Below are 17,912 nucleotides of genomic sequence, written 5' to 3' on the forward strand. Positions count from 1 at the left end.
GCTCAGGCCGTCCGGGCCGGGTCGCCGCTCACGGACGCCAGGGCGGCGGCCCGGCTCAGGCCGTGCCCCCGGGCGTACGCGGCGGCGTACCCGTCGTCGCCCAGCTCGGCGCGCAGCCGCTCGGCGAGCCGCTGCGCGTCCGGGTTGGACCGGTCCGGCCAGCCGCGCAGCGAGTCGGACGTGCCGAGCAGTTCGGCGGCCCGCTCGTACCGGCCCTCCGCCGCGGCGACCGCCACCCAGCCGACCGCGATGATCGCGACCACCGGCATGTCCCGGGCGGCGAGCCCTCGGGCGGTGGCCTCGGACAGGCAGCGACGCGCACCCGGCACGTCGCCCCGGGCGAGCGCGAGGTTCGCCATCGCGGCCAACAGCAGCCCCCGGAACTGCGGCGCGACGAGCGGCGCCTCGTCCTGGCGGCGCATCGCCTCCGCGAAACACTGCGCCGCCTCGTCGAGGGAACCCTCGATCCGGGCGATGTCGCCGAGCATCATCAACGCGAACGCGGCGTCCCGGCCCTCCCGGTCGGCCTCCCGGTCGGCCACGAACCGGCGCAGTTCCGCCTTGGCGCCGGCCACGTCCCCGGACCGGGCCCGGATGGCGGCCAGCCAGATCAACTGGAAGCCCGGCTCGGCGCTCGGGTTCAGTTCGCGGACCAGCCGCGCCGACTCCTCCAGCGCGGCCGTGGCCGCCGGGAAGTCACCGCGCTTGGTCAGCGCGTCGGCGTACTGGCTCAGCACCATCGACAGGCTCCAGCGTTCGCCGACCACCCGCAGCTCCGCGACCGCCCCGGTCAGGTCGCGCAGCATGCCCTCGGCGTCGCCGTCGTTCTCCCGGATCTGGCCGCGCATGGTGAGCAGCGTGCCGTCGGTCCACGGGTCGGGGTGCCCACGGGCGCGGTCCACCGCCGCGATCCCGGCGGCGGTGTCGTCGGTGAACATCGACAGGGCCGGTTCGAGCAGCGCCACCAGCGGATGCCCGGTCCCCTGCGCGGCACGGACCGCGTCGGTCAGCTCCGCGATCCGCTCCGGCGTGGGCTCACGGGCGCTGTGGAACATCTCCGTGATCATGCGGATGGCGAGCACCACGGCCCGCTCCGCCGCCGGCGCCGGGCCGGGCAGCGCGAGCGCGCGGGCCAGCACGTCGCCGCCGATCCCGCCGTCGTCACCCCAGATGATCAGCGGCAGCGCCAGCCCGGCGCCGATCCGCAGCGCGGTGTCGGCGTCCCCGGCGTCGCAGGCGAAGTGCAGCGCGCCGACGATGTTCTCCCGCTCCGCCGCCAGCATCCGCAGCCAGGGGAGCTGGCCGGCGGTGCGCAGGTGCGGCTCCGCGGTCACCACCAGGTCCCGGAAGTACGCGGCGTGCGCGGCCCGCGCCTCGGCGGCGCCGCCGGCCGCGACGAGCCGCTCCAGGCCGTACTCCCGGATGGTCTCCAGCATCCGGAACCGCCCGTCGCCGACCACCTGGAGCAGCGACTTGTCGACGAGCGCGTCGAGCAGCGCGGCGGCGGCCGGGCCGGCGACGCCGGCCGCCGACTCGGCGGTGACCGAGGCCGGGAACACGGCGAGCCGTTCGGCGAGCCGGCGCTCGTCGCCGGTGAGCAACCCCCAGCTCCAGTCCACCACCGCACGCAGCGTCCGGTGCCGGGGCAGCGCGGTCCGGCTGCCGCCGGTCAGCAGCCGGAACCGGTCGTCCAGGCCGGCGGCGACCTGCCGCGGCGACAGCGTCCGCAGCCGCGCCGCGGCCAGTTCGATGGCGAGCGGCAGGCCGTCCAGGCGGCGGCAGATCTCCACCACGTCGGCGACGTTGTCGTCGGTCACCGTGAACCCGGCCCGCACGGCCCCGGCCCGGTCCCGCAGCAACTGCACCGAGGGGTACGCGACCGCGTCGGCCGGCGACACGTCCGCCGGCGGCAGGCGCAGCGGCGGTACGGGATCCAGCGCCTCGCCGACGATGCCGAGCGGCTCGCGGGACGTGGCCAGCACACGCAGCCCCGGGCAGCGGCCGAGCAGCTCCTCGGCGAGCCGGGCGGCGGCCTCGACGACGTGCTCGCAGTTGTCCAGCACGATCAGCGTCTCGTCGGCGGCGAGCGCGTCGACCAGCCGGCCGAGCGTGTCGCGGATCGGGGTCCGGGCCGGTTCCAGCGCCCGCTCCCGGCGACCCAGCGTGTCGAGCACGGCGCGGGGCACGTCCGCCGGGTCGGTGATCGGGGCCAGCTCGACCAGCCAGGCCCCACCCGGTACGCGGTCCGCCAGCCGGCCGGCCGCCACGCTCGCCAGCCGGGTCTTGCCGGCGCCGCCCGGCCCGAGCAGCGTGACCAGCCGGTTGCCGGCGAGCAGCCCGGTGAGCCGACGCAGGTCGTCGTCCCGCCCGACGAACGTGGTGAGCGCGGCGCGCAGGTTCCCCCGCCGCCCGGCGGGCGCCGGTGGTGGGGCCGCCTCGCCCCGCAACAACGCCAGGTGCGCGGCCCGCAGCTCGGGCGAGGGGTCCACCCCCAACTCCTCGGCGAGCCGCTCCCGGATCCGCTCGTACGCGGCCAGCGCCTCGGCCGGCCGACCGGCGGCGGCCAACGCCCGCAGGCGCAGCGCGGCCAGCCGCTCCCGCAGCGGGTGCGCGGCGGTCAGCTCGTCCAGCTCGGCCACCAGCAGTTCCGGCCGGCCGATCCGCAGCTCCGCCTCGATCCGGTCCTCCTGGGCGGTGAGCCGCAGCTCCGCCAGGCGCGCCACGGCGGCGTCCGCGTACGGGGCGTCCGCGACCTCGGCCAGCGCGGGGCCGCGCCACAGTCCCAGCGCGTCCCGCAGTGACCCGAGCGCCCGCTGCGGGTCGCCGTCGCGCAGCGCCTCCCGACCCTGGCGGGCCAGCCGCGCGAACCGCTCCGCGTCCACGTCGTCCGGGGCCAGGTCGAGCCGGTACCCGGTCGGGCCGCTGCGTACCCCGAGCCCGGGCACCGCGCGGCGCAGCCGGGACACCAGCGTCTGCACGGCGTTCGCGGTGTCGGCGGGCGGCGCGTCCGCCCAGAGCGCCTCGGCCAGCGCCGGCACGCTCACCGGGCGGCCCGGGTCCAGGGCGAGACGGATCAGCAGCGCCCGCAGCCGGGCACCGGCGACGTCGACGGTCTGTTCGCCGTCGCGGACCTCCAGCGGCCCGAGGATCCCCACCCGCACGCCGTCACTCTCTCATCCACGCGACCAGCCGAGCGCGGCACGCCCGTGGCAGCCTCTGTCCGGCTCGACTACGCGTCGCCGCGGACGCGGGCGTGCAGGTGCATGTCGTGCCGTCCGTCCGGGTGGACGGCCGCGTTGCGCCTGGTGCCCTCGGCCCGGAATCCGGCCTTGTCGGCGACCCGGCAGGACGCCTGGTTGCGGGTCGAGTGGTCGAGTTCGAGACGGTGGAAGCCGGCGCCGAGCGCCCAGTCACCCACCGCCCGCAACGACCGGGAGGCCACGCCCGCGCCGCGGGCGGCCGGCACCACCCAGTACGCGCACACCGCCACCCCGTCCGCGAGGTCCATGGCGCCCAGCACCATGCGCCCCAGCGGCTCTCCGCCGCCGTACGTCATCGCCCAGCTCGCCGCCGTCTCCTGACGCCACGCCTGGCGGTAGTACGCGAACCACTCGCGGACCTGCTCCTCGGAGTCGGGTCGGCGGGTGTGCCAGCGGCGGATCTCGGGATCCTGGTAGGCGGCGAGGAACGCCGACGCGTCGGACGCCTGCCAGGGCCGCAGGACGAGGTCGTCGCCGACGGTGAGCGTCGGCTGCGGACCTGACGCGAGCGTGCCGGCCGGAATGGCGGGCGGCGTCGAGAGGGGAAATCTCACCCGCCCATCCTCCACTCGGCCGGCTCCTAGAATCGAGTGGTGAGCAGGATCGATCGGGCGCGCAGGACGATCGCCGCGACGCCGGCGACGGTCTACGACGCGCTTCTGCACCGGGAGGCGCTGGAGGCGTGGCTGCCGCCGGACGGCATGCGCGGGCGGATCGAGCGGTGGGACCCCCGCCCCGGTGGCGGCTTCCGGATGGCGCTCACCTACCTCGACCCGACCGGCAGCCCGGGCAAGACGTCGGACGCGACGGACGTCGTCGACGTCGGGTTCGCCGACCTGGTCCGGTCGGAACGGGTGGTGCAGACCGCGGTGTTCGAGGCCGACGACCCGGCGTACGCGGGGACCATGACCCTGACCTGGCACCTGGCCGCGGTCGGCGACGCGACCGAGGTGACCGTCACCGCGACCGGCGTGCCACCCGGCATCGACCAGGCGGTGCACGAGGAGGGCATCGCGTCCTCGCTGGCCAACCTGGCCGCGTACGTCGAGTCGGCACGCTGACGTGCCGGCCGGGCACCGGTTTCGGCGTCCGGCCGGCACTACCGGCCGAACTACAGGTACGGGCGGGTGATCAGCTCGATGGCGTGGCCTCCGGGGTCCTTGAAGTAGACACCCCGGCCGCCGTGCTCGTTGTTGGTCTCACCGGGCCGACGCATCTGCGGATCGGCCCAGTGCTCGACGCCCTGGTCGCACAGCCGCTGGTACGCCCGATCGAACAGGTCGTCGTCGATCAGGAACGCGTAGTGCTGCATCTGGATCTCCACCGGCGGCTCGGCGAACTGGAGCAGCACGCCGTCGGAAAGCTGCACGTTGGTGAACGGACCCCAGGACGGCGCCTCCGGCAGCTCCAGCAGCTCCCGGAAGAACCGGGCCGACGCGTGGCGGTCCCGGGCGGCGACGATGGTGTGGTTGAACGAAACTGTCATCTGACTGGCCTCACGGTGCTCGACACGAATGGGAACCATCGGTGCGCGAGCGGCGGGGAGGTCCGCGGGCCCGACCTGGCGGGTGCCCGTGGCGCACCCGTGGCGCGGTCAGACCTCCACCGGATCACCAATCCGTGCATGGCCTCGGGCCGGTCCGGTGTTCACGAACGCTGACGCTAGTCGGCCCGGTCGGCTGTCGCAATCGTCACGCCGGCCGGGCCCGCCGGCCGGGAGACGCCGCGGCGTCGTACGACTCGCGTGCGTCGAGCAGCTCGTCCCAGTGCCGTTCGGTCCAGGCGCACGCCACCGCGATCGGTTCGAGCATGCTGCGGCCCACCGGCGTCAGCTCGTACTCGACGGCGCGTCCGGCGTGGACGGTGCGCGTCACCAGACCGTCGCGTTCCAGGGCGCGCAGCGAGCCGGTGAGCACCTTCGGGGTGACGCGGCGCAGCGGCACCCGCAGCTCGGAGAAGCGCCGGGGGCCGCCTTCGAGGCAGCGGATGATGAGCGCCGCCCACTTGTCACCGAACCGGATCGGGTTGAGCGAGGACGGGCACAGCTCGTCGAACATGTCGGCGGGCAACGGTTGCCTCATGCGGCTCACGATAGCCGGTATCCCCGAGGTAACCAGGCCCGTCGATACCGTCGGCGCACCGGCCGGGCACAGGGCTCCGGCCCTGGTGAGAGGTGTCTTCTCATGAACATCGTGATCTTCGGCGCCGGCGGTCGCGCCGGACGCCGGGCCGTGGCCGAGGCGCGGCGGCGCGGCCACCAGGTCACGGCGGTGGTACGCGACCCCGCCCGCCACCGCGACCCGATCGACGCGCCGCTGGTGGCCGGCGACGTCACCGACCCGGCCAGCGTGGCGCGGGCCGCCGCCGGCCAGGACGCGGCGATCAGCGCGGCGGCGGACCTGACCGTGCCACCACAGGACTTCTTCCCCGCGTCGTCGCGCGCACTGGCCGCCGGGCTGACCGAGGCGGGCGTACGCCGCCTGGTGGTGGTCGGTCTCGCCCCGATCCTGCCCGGACCGTCCGGCGCGCCCCTGATGGACGAGCCCGGCTACCCGGGCGAGTACCGCCCGTTCTTCCTCGGCCACGCGGCCGGCCTCGCCGAGTTGCGACGCTGCGACCTCGACTGGTCGTACGTGGCGCCCGCCGGCGACTTCGACCACGACGGCGCCCGCACCGGCCGCTACGCGTTCGCCGCGCACGGCGATCCGGCCAGCCGGATCAGCTACCCGGACTTCGCGATCGCGCTGCTCGACGAGATCGAGGCGCCCCGCCACGCTCGGGGCACCGCGAGCGTCCGGGAGGCGTGACGCCCGAGCCGGCCGGCTCCGTCCGGTCCCCCTCGAAGAGTACGTGGACGGCACGGTTCGCGCGGTGTCGAAGGGGATCGGCATCCACGCCGGCGGGTCGTCGGCAGCGTCGTGTACGAGGACGTCGTCCGCCGAACGGATGCCGGGTGGCGGGTCGCGCACCGGACGGTGACACCCCGCCGCAAGCCCCGGCGACCCTGAGTCAGTCCCCCTCGACGCCGGCGGCCTCCCGCGCGTTCCGCTCCACCATGTCCCGATGCTCAGCCATGGCCGCCGGGTCCAGGTCCGGCACGTTCGTCACGGTGGGGAGCAGACCGACCATGCCGTCGATCAGTTCCCGGACGATGTCGGCGTGGCCGGCATGGCGCTGCGTCTCGGCGGTCACGTGCACCAGGACGTGGTGCAGCGTCACCTCGCCGCCGTCGCCCCACCACGGCACCCGGCCCACCGCGTCCAGCGGCAACGCCTCGATCGTGGCGTCCGCGTGCGCCCAGGAGCGTCGGTACAGCTCGATGACGGACTCGCGCGACTCGGTCGGCAGGGCCCACGCCTGCCACGTCTCCTCGCCCGCCGGCCACTGTGGAACGGCGTCACTCGGCCGACCGAAGGTCTCACCGAAGTAGCCGAACTCGCCTCGGGCCGAGTGCTTGACCAGGCCCAGCAGGTTCGTGCGGGTGGGCGTCAGCGGGCGGCGGATGTCGTACTCGCCCAGCCCGTCGAGCTTCCACACCAGCACGCTGCGCGCCCCGCGCAGGTAGTCGAGCAGGTCGGCCTTGGGGTCGACGATCGCCATGGCGCACAGCATGCGACATCCACCCTGGCGGCGCAGCCCTGCCCCGACGATCGGCGCTATGGTGGGTCGGTGGCGGAGCTGCTGGCGATCGTGCTGGTCGTCGGTGTCCTGGCGGCCGTCCTGGGCTCTCTCGCGTGGCTGGCGGCCCGGGTCCGCCGCCGGGGTGTCGGCGACAACGTGATGGGGCCGTTCGAGGAGATCTGGCATCCGGCCGCGCACCGCTTCCGAGCCGAGATCCAGGTGTACGAGGAACGCATGGCGCCACTGCCGCCGGCAGAGGGCCCGGGACGGCAGGATGGCAGGTCTGAGCGCCCCCGTCCGGCTGACCGCTGACGCCCGTCTCCTCCCGCCGGAAGGATCGGCATGTGGGTGCATCTGTTGTCGTCCCCGCGACCACAAACGCACCCAGAGCCCTCCCTCACCGCGCTTCGAGCGGGGCAGTGCGGCCCGCCCGCTGTCGGTAGCATCTCCGTGTTTTGTCTACAACGGGGAGGACCATCCACGTGCGATGGAAGTTGTCGGCCGGCGTCCTGGTGGCGCTGGCTTTTCTGATTCCAGCGGCGCCGGCGGCGGCTCAGGCTCAGGTGTCCGGGTTGGATCCGGCCTGCCAGACGGTGGAGCGCAAGGTCTACAAGGACTTCCGCGAGCTCATCACCATAGATCTGAACACCGCCACCAACGCCGAGTTGCGGTTGCTGGCCTACCGGCTTCTGGCCGAGGCCCAAGCCGAATCGTTGCCCGTGCTGCCCAAGGCCATCGAGGACCGGCTGAACGGCACCGCGGATGATCTGCGCGCGTTCCTCAAGTCGGGCGTGCGAAATGCCTGGCAGACGGACCTGCGGGTCAAGACGGTCCAAACCTTGACCGGCGCCGGCCCCAACGTGCGGGCCGCGACGCAGAGGGCCCTCGAAGACGGGTCCGTCGACGTTCTCCTGGCCTTCCTGAACACCGGCCTGTACGACGCCCGTGCGCTCGACTGCGCGGCGCAGCCGACAGCGACTCCGACGGCGACGGCGACGGCTCAGCCCACGCCGACGGCGAGCGCCACGCCCAGCGCCTCGACGACGGTCGTGCCGACCGCTGCCCCCTCCGTCAGCCCGGGTGCCCCCGGTGGAGAGGGCGGCGAGGGCGGCGGGCTGCCGGTAACCGGTTCCGACACCGCGACCGTGGCCGGCATCGGCGGCACGCTGCTGCTCCTCGGTGGCGTGGGCTACGTGATCGGGCGCCGGCGCCGCGCCCGCTTCGTGGCATAGCTCATGGGCACGCCCGGCCCGGCACCTCGTCGGGCCGGGCGCGACCAGCGTCAGCGTCATTGACCTGGGGTTCGGCGTGGTGGGGCGGGCGGGGTTCGAACCCGCGACCGAGGGATTATGAGTCCCCTGCTCTAACCGGCTGAGCTACCGCCCCGTCACCGCGCGTCGGATCGTAACCTGCCGATCGATCACCGGCCATGGCGGCGTACGCCGCCGCCATGCCCACGACGAGCAACGTGAGGATAACAGCGCGCAGCGGAGCGCCGAATCAACCCCGCAACTCGTCGAGCACCGCGCCGGCGGTGCGCCACCCGCTGGCCAACGCGCCCTGGATGGACGGGCTGTCGCGGTGGTCGCCGGCCACGAACAGGCCGTCGCCGAGCGCCACCGGCTTGCGCAGCCGGCCCTGCGGCGGTGGAGCGGCCGGCAGCGCGTCGGGCACCGAGACGGTGGTGAGGTGGGTCCAGTCGGCGGTGGAGCGGCCGTAGAGGCGGTCCAGCTCGCGGCGGATCACCGGCTCGGGCGGGGGCTGCGGGCCGACCACCGACGTGGCCACCAGGTGCTGGCCGGCCGGCGCGTACGTGGGGGCGGCGTTGCTGATCACCACCGTGTTGACGACAAGTTCCCGGCGGTCGCCGTCGAGCAGCAGGATCGGCTCGGCCAGCGGCGGCGCGTCGGTGCGGTGGTAGTAGGTGGTGTACGCGTGCATGCGTACCCGCTCGACGGCCGGCAGCAGCGTGGCCGCCGCCGGCGGGTCGGCGGTGACCACGACGGCGCGGCAGGTGATCTCGCCGGCCTCGGTGCGAACCCGGCCGGGCGCGACTGCGGTGACCGGCGCGCGCAGCGTGATCTGCTCGGCGGGCAGCGGCGCGGCGACGGCTCGGGGCAGCGCGCCCATCCCCCGCGCGGGCAGGCCGATCCGGCCCCTGGCGAACGAGCGCAGGATGACCGCGAACACGTGGCTGGAGGTGGCCAGCTCGCGGTCGAGCAGCACGCCGGCCAGGAACGGCCGGACCAGTTCCTCGATGATCGCGTCGGAGAGCCCGGCCCGGCGTAGCGCCGTCTCGGTGCTGGTCTCCGCGGCGGCGAGCAGCCGCCCGACGGGCAGCGTGGCGCAGCCGGCGGCGAGCGCGGCCAGGCGCAGCCGGTCGCGCAGCGACCCGACGCCGGCGGTCAGCGCGCCGGGCGCGCCGGTGGGCTCGCGCAGCGGGTTGACCAGCCGGGCCAGCCGGTCGCCGCGGCGTACCAGCACGCCGGAGGTGAACCAGCCCAGGTCGAGCGCGTCGAGGTCGAGCAGCGTGCCGAGCCGGGGGTAGGCGGTGTTGAGCACCTGGAAGCCGCGGTCCAGCAGGAAGCCGTCGACCTCGTCGGTGGCGACCCGGCCACCGAGCCGGTCGCCGGCCTCCAGCAGTCGCCACGACACGCCGGCGCGGTGCAGCCGGCGGGCGGCGGCGAGACCGGCCAGGCCGCCGCCGATGATCACCACGTCGGTGTCAGGCACGGTCCACCCCCGCTCCGGCCCGGTCGCCGTCGCGGTGCGACCGGGACAGGCGGCTGGGCCACCAGACTTTCGGCCCGATGTCGTACGCGAGCGCGGGCACCAGCAGTGAGCGGACCACGATGGTGTCGAGCAGCACCCCGACGGCGACCGCCACGCCCAGCTCCACCAGCACGACGAGTGGCAGCACGGCGAGCGCGGAGAACGTGGCGGCGAGCACGATGCCGGCGGAGGTGATGACGCCACCGGTGACCGCCAGGCCGGCCAGCACCCCGGCGCGGGTGCCGCGTCGTACCGACTCCTCGCGGACGCGGCTCATCAGGAAGATGTTGTAGTCGATGCCGAGCGCGACCAGGAACACGAAGGCGAAGAGCGGGAAGGACTGGTCGACGCCGGGGAAGTCGAAGACGTACGTGAACAGCAGGGCGCAGAGGCCGAGCGTGGCCAGGAACGACAGCACCACGGTGGCGATCAGCAGCACCGGGGCGACCAGGGCGCGCAGCAGCAGCGCCAGGATGATCGCGATGACCAGCAGCACCACCGGGATGATCACGTTGCGGTCCCGGACGGAGGCGTCGGCGGTGTCCACGTTGATGGCGGTGAAGCCGCCGACCACGGCGTCCGCGCCGGGCACCGCGTGCACGGCCTCGCGCAGGTCCCGGATGGTCTGTTCGGCGCCGTTGCTGTCGGGCGGGTCGGCGAGCGTCACGTTGAGCTGCACCCGGCCGTCGACCACCTTGGGCGGGGCGTTCGGATCGGGCGGCGCGTTCTGGCCCTGCTGGCCGAGCGGCAGCACCGAGGCGACGCCCTTGACGCCCTGGGCCACCTGGGCGACCCGCTGCGCGGCGGCCTGCTCGGTGAAGATGGTGGCCGGGCTGCCGGTGCCGGCCGGGAAGTGCCTGTCGATGACCTCCTGGCCGGCCACCGAGTCGGTGCGCTGGGTGAAGAGCTGGGACTGGCCGAGCGTGGTGGCGCCGAGCTGGGTCACCCCGATCGCGAGGGCCGCCAGCACCACGGCGGTGACGATCCAGACGGTACGCGCGCGGCGTGCCACGAAGCCGGCGATCCGCCCCCAGAGACCGTGCTCGGTACGCGGGTCGGCGTCGTCGTGCCGGGGTCGCCGGGGCCAGAACGCCCACCGGCCGCCGAGCACCAGCAGGGCGGGCAGGAACGTCAGCATCACCAGCAGCGTGGCGGCGATGCCGACGGCGCTGACCGGGCCGAGCGCCCGGTTGGAGTTGAGGCTGGACAGCAGCAGGCAGAGCAGGCTGACGATGACGGTTGCGCCGGAGGCGATGATGGCCGGGGCGGCCCCCTTCCAGGCGGCCTTCATCGCGTCCCAGGGTCGTTCGTGCCGGTGCAGTTCCTCCCGGTAGCGGGCGATGAGCAGCAGCGCGTAGTCGGTGCCGGCGCCGAAGACGAGCACGGTGAGGATGCCCTGCGCCTGCCCGTTGAGCTTCACCACGTCGTGCTTGGCGAGCTGGTAGACGGCCACGGCGGCCAGCGAGTACGACATCCCGGCGGCCAGCAGCGGGAAGACCCAGAGCACCGGGCTGCGGTAGACGATCAGCAGGATGATCAGCACCACGACCAGGGTGACCAGCAGCAGTGGCCCGTCGATGGCGGAGAACACCTCGATCAGGTCGCCGAGCAGGCCGGCCGGGCCGGCCACGTCGACGGAGAGCCCGTCGCGGTCCGGGCCGGTGATGGCCCGCAACTGGTCGACCACGCTGCGGATCTGCTCGCCCTCGGCGCTGTCGATCGGGACGATCACCTGGGCGGCCTGCTTGTCCTGGCTGACGACCGGCGGTGGCAGTGGGCCGACCACGCCGGGCACCTGGGCGAAGCGGGCCGCGTCGGCCTGGATGCGCTGCTGGTCGGCGGCGGTGATGCCGCTGGTGCGCTCGTAGACGACCAGGGCCGGGGTGGTCTCCCGGTCGACGAAGCCGGCGGCGAGGTCCTGGGCGCGGGTGGCCTCGGCGTCGGCCGGGAGGAAGGACGCGTTGTCGTTGGTGGCGACGTCGCCGAGCTTGCCGGCGTACGGGCCGGCGATGCCGCCGACGATCAGCCAGCCGAGCACCACCGCCACCGCGACCAGCGTCGCGGTCCAGCGGCTGCGTCCTGCGGCCATCTCCACCACCCTCGGATCGACGCAACAATCGACGCAGCGGGAGTCTAAGTCGACCCCGACCATCCTGCCGTCCGAAGCGGCGTTCACGGGCGAAAACCGGGCGGCCGTACGGAAGCCGGCAATGAGAAACGCCCGTCGGCGTGGCCGACGGGCGTGAGGTGGAGCGAAGCTCCCCCGATTGGACTCGAACCAATAACCTGCCGGTTAACAGCCGGCTGCTCTGCCAATTGAGCTACAGGGGACCGTGCACCGCGCGGCTCGGATCTTCCCCGCGCCGTGCGACGGGAAAAGAATACAGGACATCGGGGGGTGGCGCGCCAGGGGGTTTGCCGGCGGCGCAGAATCGGGACAAATCGTCATCTCGGCACAGGCAGGCATGAGCAGCGAGCAGGATGGGTAGTTAGCCACCAACAGAGTTCAGGGACGGAAGGAGCCGCCATGCGCGGAAAGATCATGTTTCTTGGCGGGCTGGCAGCGGGGTTCGTCCTGGGCGCCCGTGCCGGCCGGGAGAAGTACGAGGAGCTGGTGGTCCGCGGGCGTAAGGTGCTCGACCACCCGACCGTCCAGGAGGCGGCCGGCGTCGCGCAGGCTCAGGCGACCCGGCTCTACTCCGAGGGCAAGGACAAGCTCGGCCAGACCAAGATCGGCGAGAAGATCTCGACCGGCAACGGCAGCAAGCCGGGGCTGAGCGACGCCGACAAGCCGTTCGCCGGCACGCCGGCCGCGGTGGGCAGCAAGGCCGGCACCACCGGTACGGGCTCGACCGGCGTGACCGGTTCGACCACGACCGGCACGAGCACCAAGCCCAACGGCACGAGCAGCAACCTCTGACACAGACGGACAGCGGGCCGGCTCACCCTCGGGTGACCGGCCCGCTCCCGTGTGTCCTCCCCCCGCACGTCACGCCGCCGTGACGCCGGTGTGGCACATTCTCCGGTGGGGAGGTGGACGATCACATGACGATGGTCGGACCGGAGACCGCGGATCAGGCGCGGCTGCTGCGACTGCTGCGCGACGACGGCCCCCGGTCCCGGGTCGAACTGGTCGACGTCCTCGGCCTGCCCCGGGCACGGTTCGCCGCCGAGGCGGACCGGCTGGCCGCGCAGGGCCTGGTGGAGACCGCCGGGCCGGCCGCATCCCGGGGTGGGCGCCGCTCGTCGCTGCTGCGGGTCGGCGCGCAGGTGCGCTTCGGCGCGGTGCTCGTCGGCGACGGCCGGCTGCGGGTCGCACTCACCGACGGTGAGCTGAACCCGCTCACCCGGATCGACGAGCCCGTCGACGTGCGGCTCGGCCCCGAGGTGGTGGTCGGCCGGGCGGTCGAGCTGCTCGGTAAGCTGCGGGCCGAGGCGGGGCTGACCCGGCTGACCGGCGTCGGGGTGGCGCTGCCCGCGCCGGTGGCGGTCAGCGACGGCACGCCCGTCTCCCCGCCCGCGCTACCGGGCTGGCACCGGTTCCCGGTACGCGACACGCTCGCCGCCGAGCTGGGCTGCCCGGTGCACGTCGACAATGACGCGAACGCGATGGCGCTCGGCGAGTCGCACGCCGGCACCGGCCGCCCGTTCGACGACTTCCTGTACGTCAAGCTCGGCGACGCGATCGGCTGCGGGCTGATGCTCGGCGGCTCGCTCCACCGGGGCGCGACGAGCGGCGCCGGCGACATCGGGCACCTCCAGCTGACCGAGGACGGGCCGCTCTGCGGCTGCGGCAACACCGGCTGCGTCGAGGCGTACTGCGGGGACGCCGCCCTGGTCCGGGAGGCGGTGACGGCCGCGCGGGCCGGGCGCTCGACGGTGCTGGCGGAGCGGCTCGCGACGGCCGGCGCGCTGACGGTGGCGGACGTGGCCGCGGCGGCGACCGAGGGCGATCCGGCGGCGCAGACGCTGGTCCGGGACGCCGGCCGCCGGCTCGGGCAGGTGCTGGTCGGGCTGGTCAGCTTCGTCAACCCGGCCATCGTCATCATCGGCGGCGCGGCGCCCGGCATCGGGCCGGTCCTGCTCGCCGAGATCCGGGGCGTGGTCTACCGGCGCTCCACGCCGCTGGCCACCGGCAGCATGCCGATCGTCCTGTCCGACCTCGACGACCGCGCCGCCCTGGTCGGCGCCGCCCGCCTGATCAGCGACCAGGTCTTCACCACCCGTTGACCCCGAGCGCCACCATGCCTGCCCCGCCCGCGCTTGTCGCCGCCCTACCTCAGCTCCCGACCTGACCAGCGGCACGTTGCGGCAGCCTCTCCCCTGCGTCGGCCCGCTGGCGCGAACAGTGGCGCGACGCCGTTCGTTTGCCTCTCGCGTCCTACGAACTTGATGGCGCAGGTGGGTCACGACGACAGGGCATGGCCGGGGGCAACGGCAGCGGCTGGACCAGCAAGACCGGGGCGGCCAGCGGACCAGCGGGACCAGCCGGCCAGCGGACCAGCCGGGGCCACCGGGCCAGCCAGGCCAACGGACCAACCAGGCCAACGGACCAACCAGGCCAACGGACCAACCAGGCCAACGGACCAACGGGCCAACGGACCAACCAGGCCAACGGACCAACCAGGCCAACGGGCCAACGGGCCAACGGGCCAACGAGGCAATGGGGCAACGGGGCAACGAGGCAACGGGGCAACGGGCCAACGGGCCAACGGGCCAACGGGCCAACGAGGCAATGGGGCAACGGGGCAATGGGGCAATGGGGCAACGGGGCAACGGGGCAATCACCGAATCATGGAGTTACGGCAACCGCCGGGCGGGTGGGCACAGGGCGGCGGGCGGGTAGGGCGTGGCGGTTGGCGACTCGTCTGTGCCATCAAGTTTGTAGGCGCCGCGAGGAATGCCCCGAGGGCCGCGCCCGGACTGCCGCGGCCGACGTGCCGGAGGGGCACGTCGGCCCGGCCCAGGGTGTCAGTCGCGGCTGCTGAAGGCGGCGTCGAAGGCGGCGGACGGTGCGTCGAAGGCGAGGCGGCGGACGAACTGGAGCGCCTCCGGCGCGCCGACCAGGCGGTCCATGCCGGCGTCCTCCCACTCGATCGAGATCGGGCCGTCGTAGCCGATCGCGTTCAACGCCCGGAAGCAGTCCTCCCACGGGACGTCGCCGTGGCCGGTGGAGACGAAGTCCCAGCCGCGGCGCAGGTCGGCCCAGGGCAGGTGGGAGGCGAGCCGGCCACGTCGGCCGTCGCCGGTGCGGACCTTCGCGTCCTTGCAGTCCACGTGGTAGATCCGGTCGGCGAAGTCGAAGATGAAGTTCACCGGGTCCAGTTCCTGCCAGACGAAGTGCGACGGGTCCCAGTTGAGCCCGAACGCCGGCCGGTGCCCGATCGCCTCCAGCGTGCGCTTCGTGGTCCAGTAGTCGTACGCGATCTCGCTGGGGTGCACCTCGTGCGCGAAGCGCACGCCCACCTCGTCGAAGACGTCCAGGATCGGGTTCCACCGGTCGGCGAAGTCCTGGTAGCCGCGCTCGATCATGGCGGGCGGCACCGGCGGGAACATCGCCAGCGTGTGCCAGATGGACGAGCCGGTGAAGCCGACCACGGTGCGTACGCCGAGCTTCGCCGCGGCCCGCGCGGTGTCCTTCATCTCCTCGGCGGCGCGCTGCCGCACCCCTTCCGGCTCGCCGTCGCCCCAGATCCGGGCCGGCAGGATGTCCTGGTGCCGCTCGTCGATCGGGTGGTCGCAGACCGCCTGCCCGACCAGGTGGTTGGAGATGGTGAAGACCTGGAGGTTGTGCTTGGCGAGCGTGTCCCGCTTCCGCTCGACGTACGAGTCGTCGGCGAGCGCCTTGTCGACCTCGAAGTGGTCACCCCAGCAGGCGATCTCCAGGCCGTCGTAGCCCCACTCGGCGGCGAGCCGGCAGACCTCGTCGAACGGAAGGTCGGCCCACTGGCCGGTGAAGAGCGTGATGGGTCGCGCCATTGTCGTTCTCCCCTGTCGTGATGGGGGATTCCGTTGCGGGCCGGGGCGAGGGCGACCGGGGACGGCGACGGCCGGCACCGGTGGACGCGGGAGCGTCTGCGCCCGACGGGTTTGCGCCTCCCGACGAGCCACCGGCCACCTCGCGGTCGCCGTCCCCACTCTATGGCCTACCTCACGGCAGGGTCCAGCGCTGGTTGGCGGCCCCGGTGCAGGTCCACAGGTGCACCGGCGTGCCGTCGGCCGAGTTGTTGCCGGACACGTCCAGGCACTTGCCGGACTGCGGGTTGCGGACCGTGCCGTCGGCCTGCGCCGACCAGTTCTGCGCGCCGCTGCCGTTGCACGTGTAGAGCTGGATCTTCGTGCCGTCGGCGCTGCCGCCGCCGGAGACGTCCAGGCACTTGCCCAACGCCTTCACCGGCCCGTTCGGGGTCACCGTCCACGTCTGGGCCGTGGACCCGTTGCAGGTGTAGAGCTGGATCTGGGTGCCGTCGGCGGTGGCCGCGTTGCGCACGTCGAGGCACTTGCCGGCCAGGCCCTTCACCGGGCCGGTGCCGGCCGTGCCGCCGCCCCGCACCAGCGTGAAGTCGTCCACGTCGAACAGCCCGGACCCGCTGCCGGTGAACGTCAGGTACACCGTTCGGGTCCCCGACGGCACGCCGCTCAACGCGGTGGTGACGTCGGCGAACGTGGTCCAGCTCCCGGTGTTCGGCACCGCCACCTGGCCGAGCAACGTGCCGGTCGGCGAGCCGGTGCGCACGCCGATGGTGCCGCCGGGCCCGCCGGAGACCACCCGGGCCCGCAGCGACGTCACGCCGGTCAGGTCCAGGTTCTGGTACGCGGCCCAGTCGCCCGGGTCGACGTACCCCAGGGTCTGCCCGCCGTTGGCGCCGGCCTTGGCGAACGCGCTGACGCCGCTGGCCGAGCTGAACGCCTCGGCCGGCACGGTGGTGTTGCCGGTCGGCGGCGGGGTGCCGCCCAGTTCCTTGATCCGGATGTTGCGGAACGACGCGTCGTCGCCGGTGCCGTGGTTCTGGATGCCGATGTGCCCGGCGAGCGACCGGACCGGGTCGGTGTTGGTGAAGTCGTTGACGCGCACGCCGTTGAGGAAGACCTGCAACCGCTCGCCCTCGACCAGGATCTCGTAGGTGTTCCACTCCCCCGCCGGGTTCAGCGCCGCGTCCCGGGCGGCCAGGTCGGCGGACTTGAAGCCGTAGATCGCGCCGGTGGTCTTGTCCGCCGAGTCGGTGGGGTCGATCTGCACCTCGTAGCCGTTGTTCACCGCCGAGTTCGGGTCGCTCGACGGCGGGAAGCCGACGAACACCCCGGAGTTGTCGTCGCCGGCCAGCCGCCAGTCCAGCTTGAGCGAGTAGTTGGTGAACTGCTTCGCGCTGTACCAGTAGAGGCCCATCCCGCCGACCGAGGTGAGCGTGGCGTCGCTGTTGGTGAAGCTGCCCGGCCCGGCCTGCGACCAGCCGGTGGTGCCGCCGTCGTAGAGCGCGGTGTAGCCGGTCTCCGGGCGGCAGTCGGCCTTCGTGCGGCCGGCGGCGTAGCGGATGCCGCCGAGCAGGTGGGCGCGGAACGCGGGCTCGGCGTACGACGCCTGGGTGTGCCCGCCGCCGGTGTAGAACGACCGGCCGCCGCTGTACGTCTTGCACCAGGCGTGCGGGTGGTCGCCGCCCATCGAGCCGCCGCTGTACGTGGACTCGTCGAGGCTGGCCAGCACGTGCGCGGTGGAGCGGGCGTTGGTGCGGTAGTCGTACCACTCGTCGGTGCGGTTCCACCGCTGCGGCAGGTGCGCGGTGGCGGCGTGCGCCCGGTCCTCCACCTTGACGGTGGCCGGCTGGATCGCCGGGTGGGACGCGAACCAGGCGCCGACCAGGTTGCCGTAGAACGGCCAGTCGTACTCGGTGTCGGCGGCGGAGTGCACACCGACGTACCCGCCGCCACCGCCGATGTACGACTCGAACGCGGCCTGCTGGGTCGCGTTGAGCACGTCGCCGGTGGTGTTGAGGAAGATCACCGCCTCGAAGCGGGCCAGGTTGGCGGTGGTGAACTGAGTGGCGTCCTCGGTCGCGGTGACCGTGAAGTTGTTCGCCGCGCCCAGGTCGCGGACGGTCTGCGTGCCGACCGCGATGGAGTCGTGCCGGAAGCCGGCGGTCTTGGAGAAGACCAGCACGTCGTAGGGGGCGTCGGCGGCGCTCGCCGGGGTGCCGGCGACGGTGGCGGCGATGGCGGTCACCGCCACCAGCGCGGTACGGAGGAGTCTCATCGGTGTTCTCC

General features: G+C 73.6%; 15 protein-coding genes and 2 tRNA genes. 6 read left to right on the plus strand and 11 right to left on the minus strand.

Annotation, left to right across the window (positions count from 1 at the left end; all coding sequences use genetic code 11):
• Window positions 1-2 precede the first annotated feature (2 nt).
• Together ACIA6B_RS21425 and ACIA6B_RS21430 are read right to left on the minus strand one after the other, a co-directional pair.
• On the minus strand, window positions 3-3,161 hold the full coding sequence (locus ACIA6B_RS21425; protein WP_396775679.1) for a BTAD domain-containing putative transcriptional regulator: 3,159 nt from the start codon (window positions 3,159-3,161) through the stop codon (window positions 3-5).
• 68 nt (window positions 3,162-3,229) lie between these two features.
• Window positions 3,230-3,814, minus strand: coding sequence for a GNAT family N-acetyltransferase (locus tag ACIA6B_RS21430; protein WP_396775681.1), 585 nt, complete (start codon window positions 3,812-3,814; stop codon window positions 3,230-3,232).
• A gap of 39 nt (window positions 3,815-3,853) precedes the next feature.
• Here ACIA6B_RS21430 and ACIA6B_RS21435 point away from each other — a divergent pair, with 39 nt between their 5' ends.
• Complete coding sequence (locus ACIA6B_RS21435) at window positions 3,854-4,321, plus strand: SRPBCC family protein (protein WP_396775682.1); 468 nt, start codon at window positions 3,854-3,856, stop codon at window positions 4,319-4,321.
• A 50-nt stretch (window positions 4,322-4,371) separates the two neighbouring features.
• Here the strand turns inward: ACIA6B_RS21435 and ACIA6B_RS21440 are convergent, their stop codons facing one another.
• Both ACIA6B_RS21440 and ACIA6B_RS21445 read right to left on the minus strand, forming a co-directional pair.
• Entirely contained in the window at window positions 4,372-4,746 is a 375-nt protein-coding gene (locus tag ACIA6B_RS21440; RefSeq protein ID WP_396775684.1) for a VOC family protein, read from the minus strand.
• Between the two features lie 205 nt (window positions 4,747-4,951).
• Window positions 4,952-5,341 carry a winged helix-turn-helix transcriptional regulator gene (locus ACIA6B_RS21445; protein WP_396775685.1) on the minus strand — a complete coding sequence of 130 codons (390 nt, stop codon included), beginning with the start codon at window positions 5,339-5,341 and terminating at the stop codon, window positions 4,952-4,954.
• Between the two features lie 102 nt (window positions 5,342-5,443).
• On the opposite strand from ACIA6B_RS21445, the gene ACIA6B_RS21450 reads away from it, so the two are divergent.
• Window positions 5,444-6,067, plus strand: coding sequence for an NAD(P)-dependent oxidoreductase (locus ACIA6B_RS21450; protein ID WP_396775687.1), 624 nt, complete (start codon window positions 5,444-5,446; stop codon window positions 6,065-6,067).
• 202 nt (window positions 6,068-6,269) lie between these two features.
• Here ACIA6B_RS21450 and ACIA6B_RS21455 read toward each other — a convergent pair whose 3' ends face one another.
• On the minus strand, window positions 6,270-6,860 hold the full coding sequence (locus tag ACIA6B_RS21455; protein ID WP_396775689.1) for a DinB family protein: 591 nt from the start codon (window positions 6,858-6,860) through the stop codon (window positions 6,270-6,272).
• Window positions 6,861-6,929: 69 nt separating this feature from the next.
• On the opposite strand from ACIA6B_RS21455, the gene ACIA6B_RS21460 reads away from it, so the two are divergent.
• Together ACIA6B_RS21460 and ACIA6B_RS21465 are read left to right on the plus strand one after the other, a co-directional pair.
• Window positions 6,930-7,193, plus strand: a complete 264-nt coding sequence (locus tag ACIA6B_RS21460) for a hypothetical protein (RefSeq protein WP_396775691.1) — start codon at window positions 6,930-6,932, stop codon at window positions 7,191-7,193.
• Between the two features lie 170 nt (window positions 7,194-7,363).
• Window positions 7,364-8,113 carry an ALF repeat-containing protein gene (locus tag ACIA6B_RS21465; protein ID WP_396775692.1) on the plus strand — a complete coding sequence of 250 codons (750 nt, stop codon included), beginning with the start codon at window positions 7,364-7,366 and terminating at the stop codon, window positions 8,111-8,113.
• A gap of 77 nt (window positions 8,114-8,190) precedes the next feature.
• Here the strand turns inward: ACIA6B_RS21465 and ACIA6B_RS21470 are convergent.
• The 4 genes from ACIA6B_RS21470 to ACIA6B_RS21485 all read right to left on the minus strand — a co-directional run bounded on the left by ACIA6B_RS21470 (window position 8,191) and on the right by ACIA6B_RS21485 (window position 11,984).
• A tRNA-Ile gene (locus ACIA6B_RS21470) sits at window positions 8,191-8,267 on the minus strand.
• Between the two features lie 114 nt (window positions 8,268-8,381).
• Complete coding sequence (locus tag ACIA6B_RS21475) at window positions 8,382-9,614, minus strand: NAD(P)/FAD-dependent oxidoreductase (protein WP_396775694.1); 1,233 nt, start codon at window positions 9,612-9,614, stop codon at window positions 8,382-8,384.
• Window positions 9,607-11,742 carry an MMPL family transporter gene (locus tag ACIA6B_RS21480; RefSeq protein WP_396775696.1) on the minus strand — a complete coding sequence of 712 codons (2,136 nt, stop codon included), beginning with the start codon at window positions 11,740-11,742 and terminating at the stop codon, window positions 9,607-9,609. The genes ACIA6B_RS21475 and ACIA6B_RS21480 overlap by 8 nt, the downstream gene beginning before the upstream one ends.
• A gap of 169 nt (window positions 11,743-11,911) precedes the next feature.
• A tRNA-Asn gene (locus ACIA6B_RS21485) sits at window positions 11,912-11,984 on the minus strand.
• 196 nt (window positions 11,985-12,180) lie between these two features.
• Here ACIA6B_RS21485 and ACIA6B_RS21490 point away from each other — a divergent pair.
• Both ACIA6B_RS21490 and ACIA6B_RS21495 read left to right on the plus strand, forming a co-directional pair.
• Window positions 12,181-12,573, plus strand: coding sequence for a hypothetical protein (locus tag ACIA6B_RS21490; RefSeq protein ID WP_396775698.1), 393 nt, complete (start codon window positions 12,181-12,183; stop codon window positions 12,571-12,573).
• Between the two features lie 125 nt (window positions 12,574-12,698).
• Window positions 12,699-13,883 (plus strand): ROK family transcriptional regulator, encoded by a 1,185-nt coding sequence (locus tag ACIA6B_RS21495; protein ID WP_396775699.1) that lies wholly within the window; start codon window positions 12,699-12,701, stop codon window positions 13,881-13,883.
• A gap of 741 nt (window positions 13,884-14,624) precedes the next feature.
• On the opposite strand, the gene ACIA6B_RS21500 is transcribed toward ACIA6B_RS21495, so the two are convergent.
• Window positions 14,625-15,632 carry a sugar phosphate isomerase/epimerase family protein gene (locus ACIA6B_RS21500; protein ID WP_396775701.1) on the minus strand — a complete coding sequence of 336 codons (1,008 nt, stop codon included), beginning with the start codon at window positions 15,630-15,632 and terminating at the stop codon, window positions 14,625-14,627.
• Window positions 15,633-15,804: 172 nt separating this feature from the next.
• Complete coding sequence (locus ACIA6B_RS21505; RefSeq protein ID WP_396775703.1) at window positions 15,805-17,901, minus strand: ThuA domain-containing protein; 2,097 nt, start codon at window positions 17,899-17,901, stop codon at window positions 15,805-15,807.
• Between the last annotated feature and the right edge of the window lie 11 nt (window positions 17,902-17,912).

It is taken from the genome of Micromonospora sp. NPDC051141, assembly GCF_044455765.1.
GTDB lineage: Bacteria > Actinomycetota > Actinomycetes > Mycobacteriales > Micromonosporaceae > Micromonospora.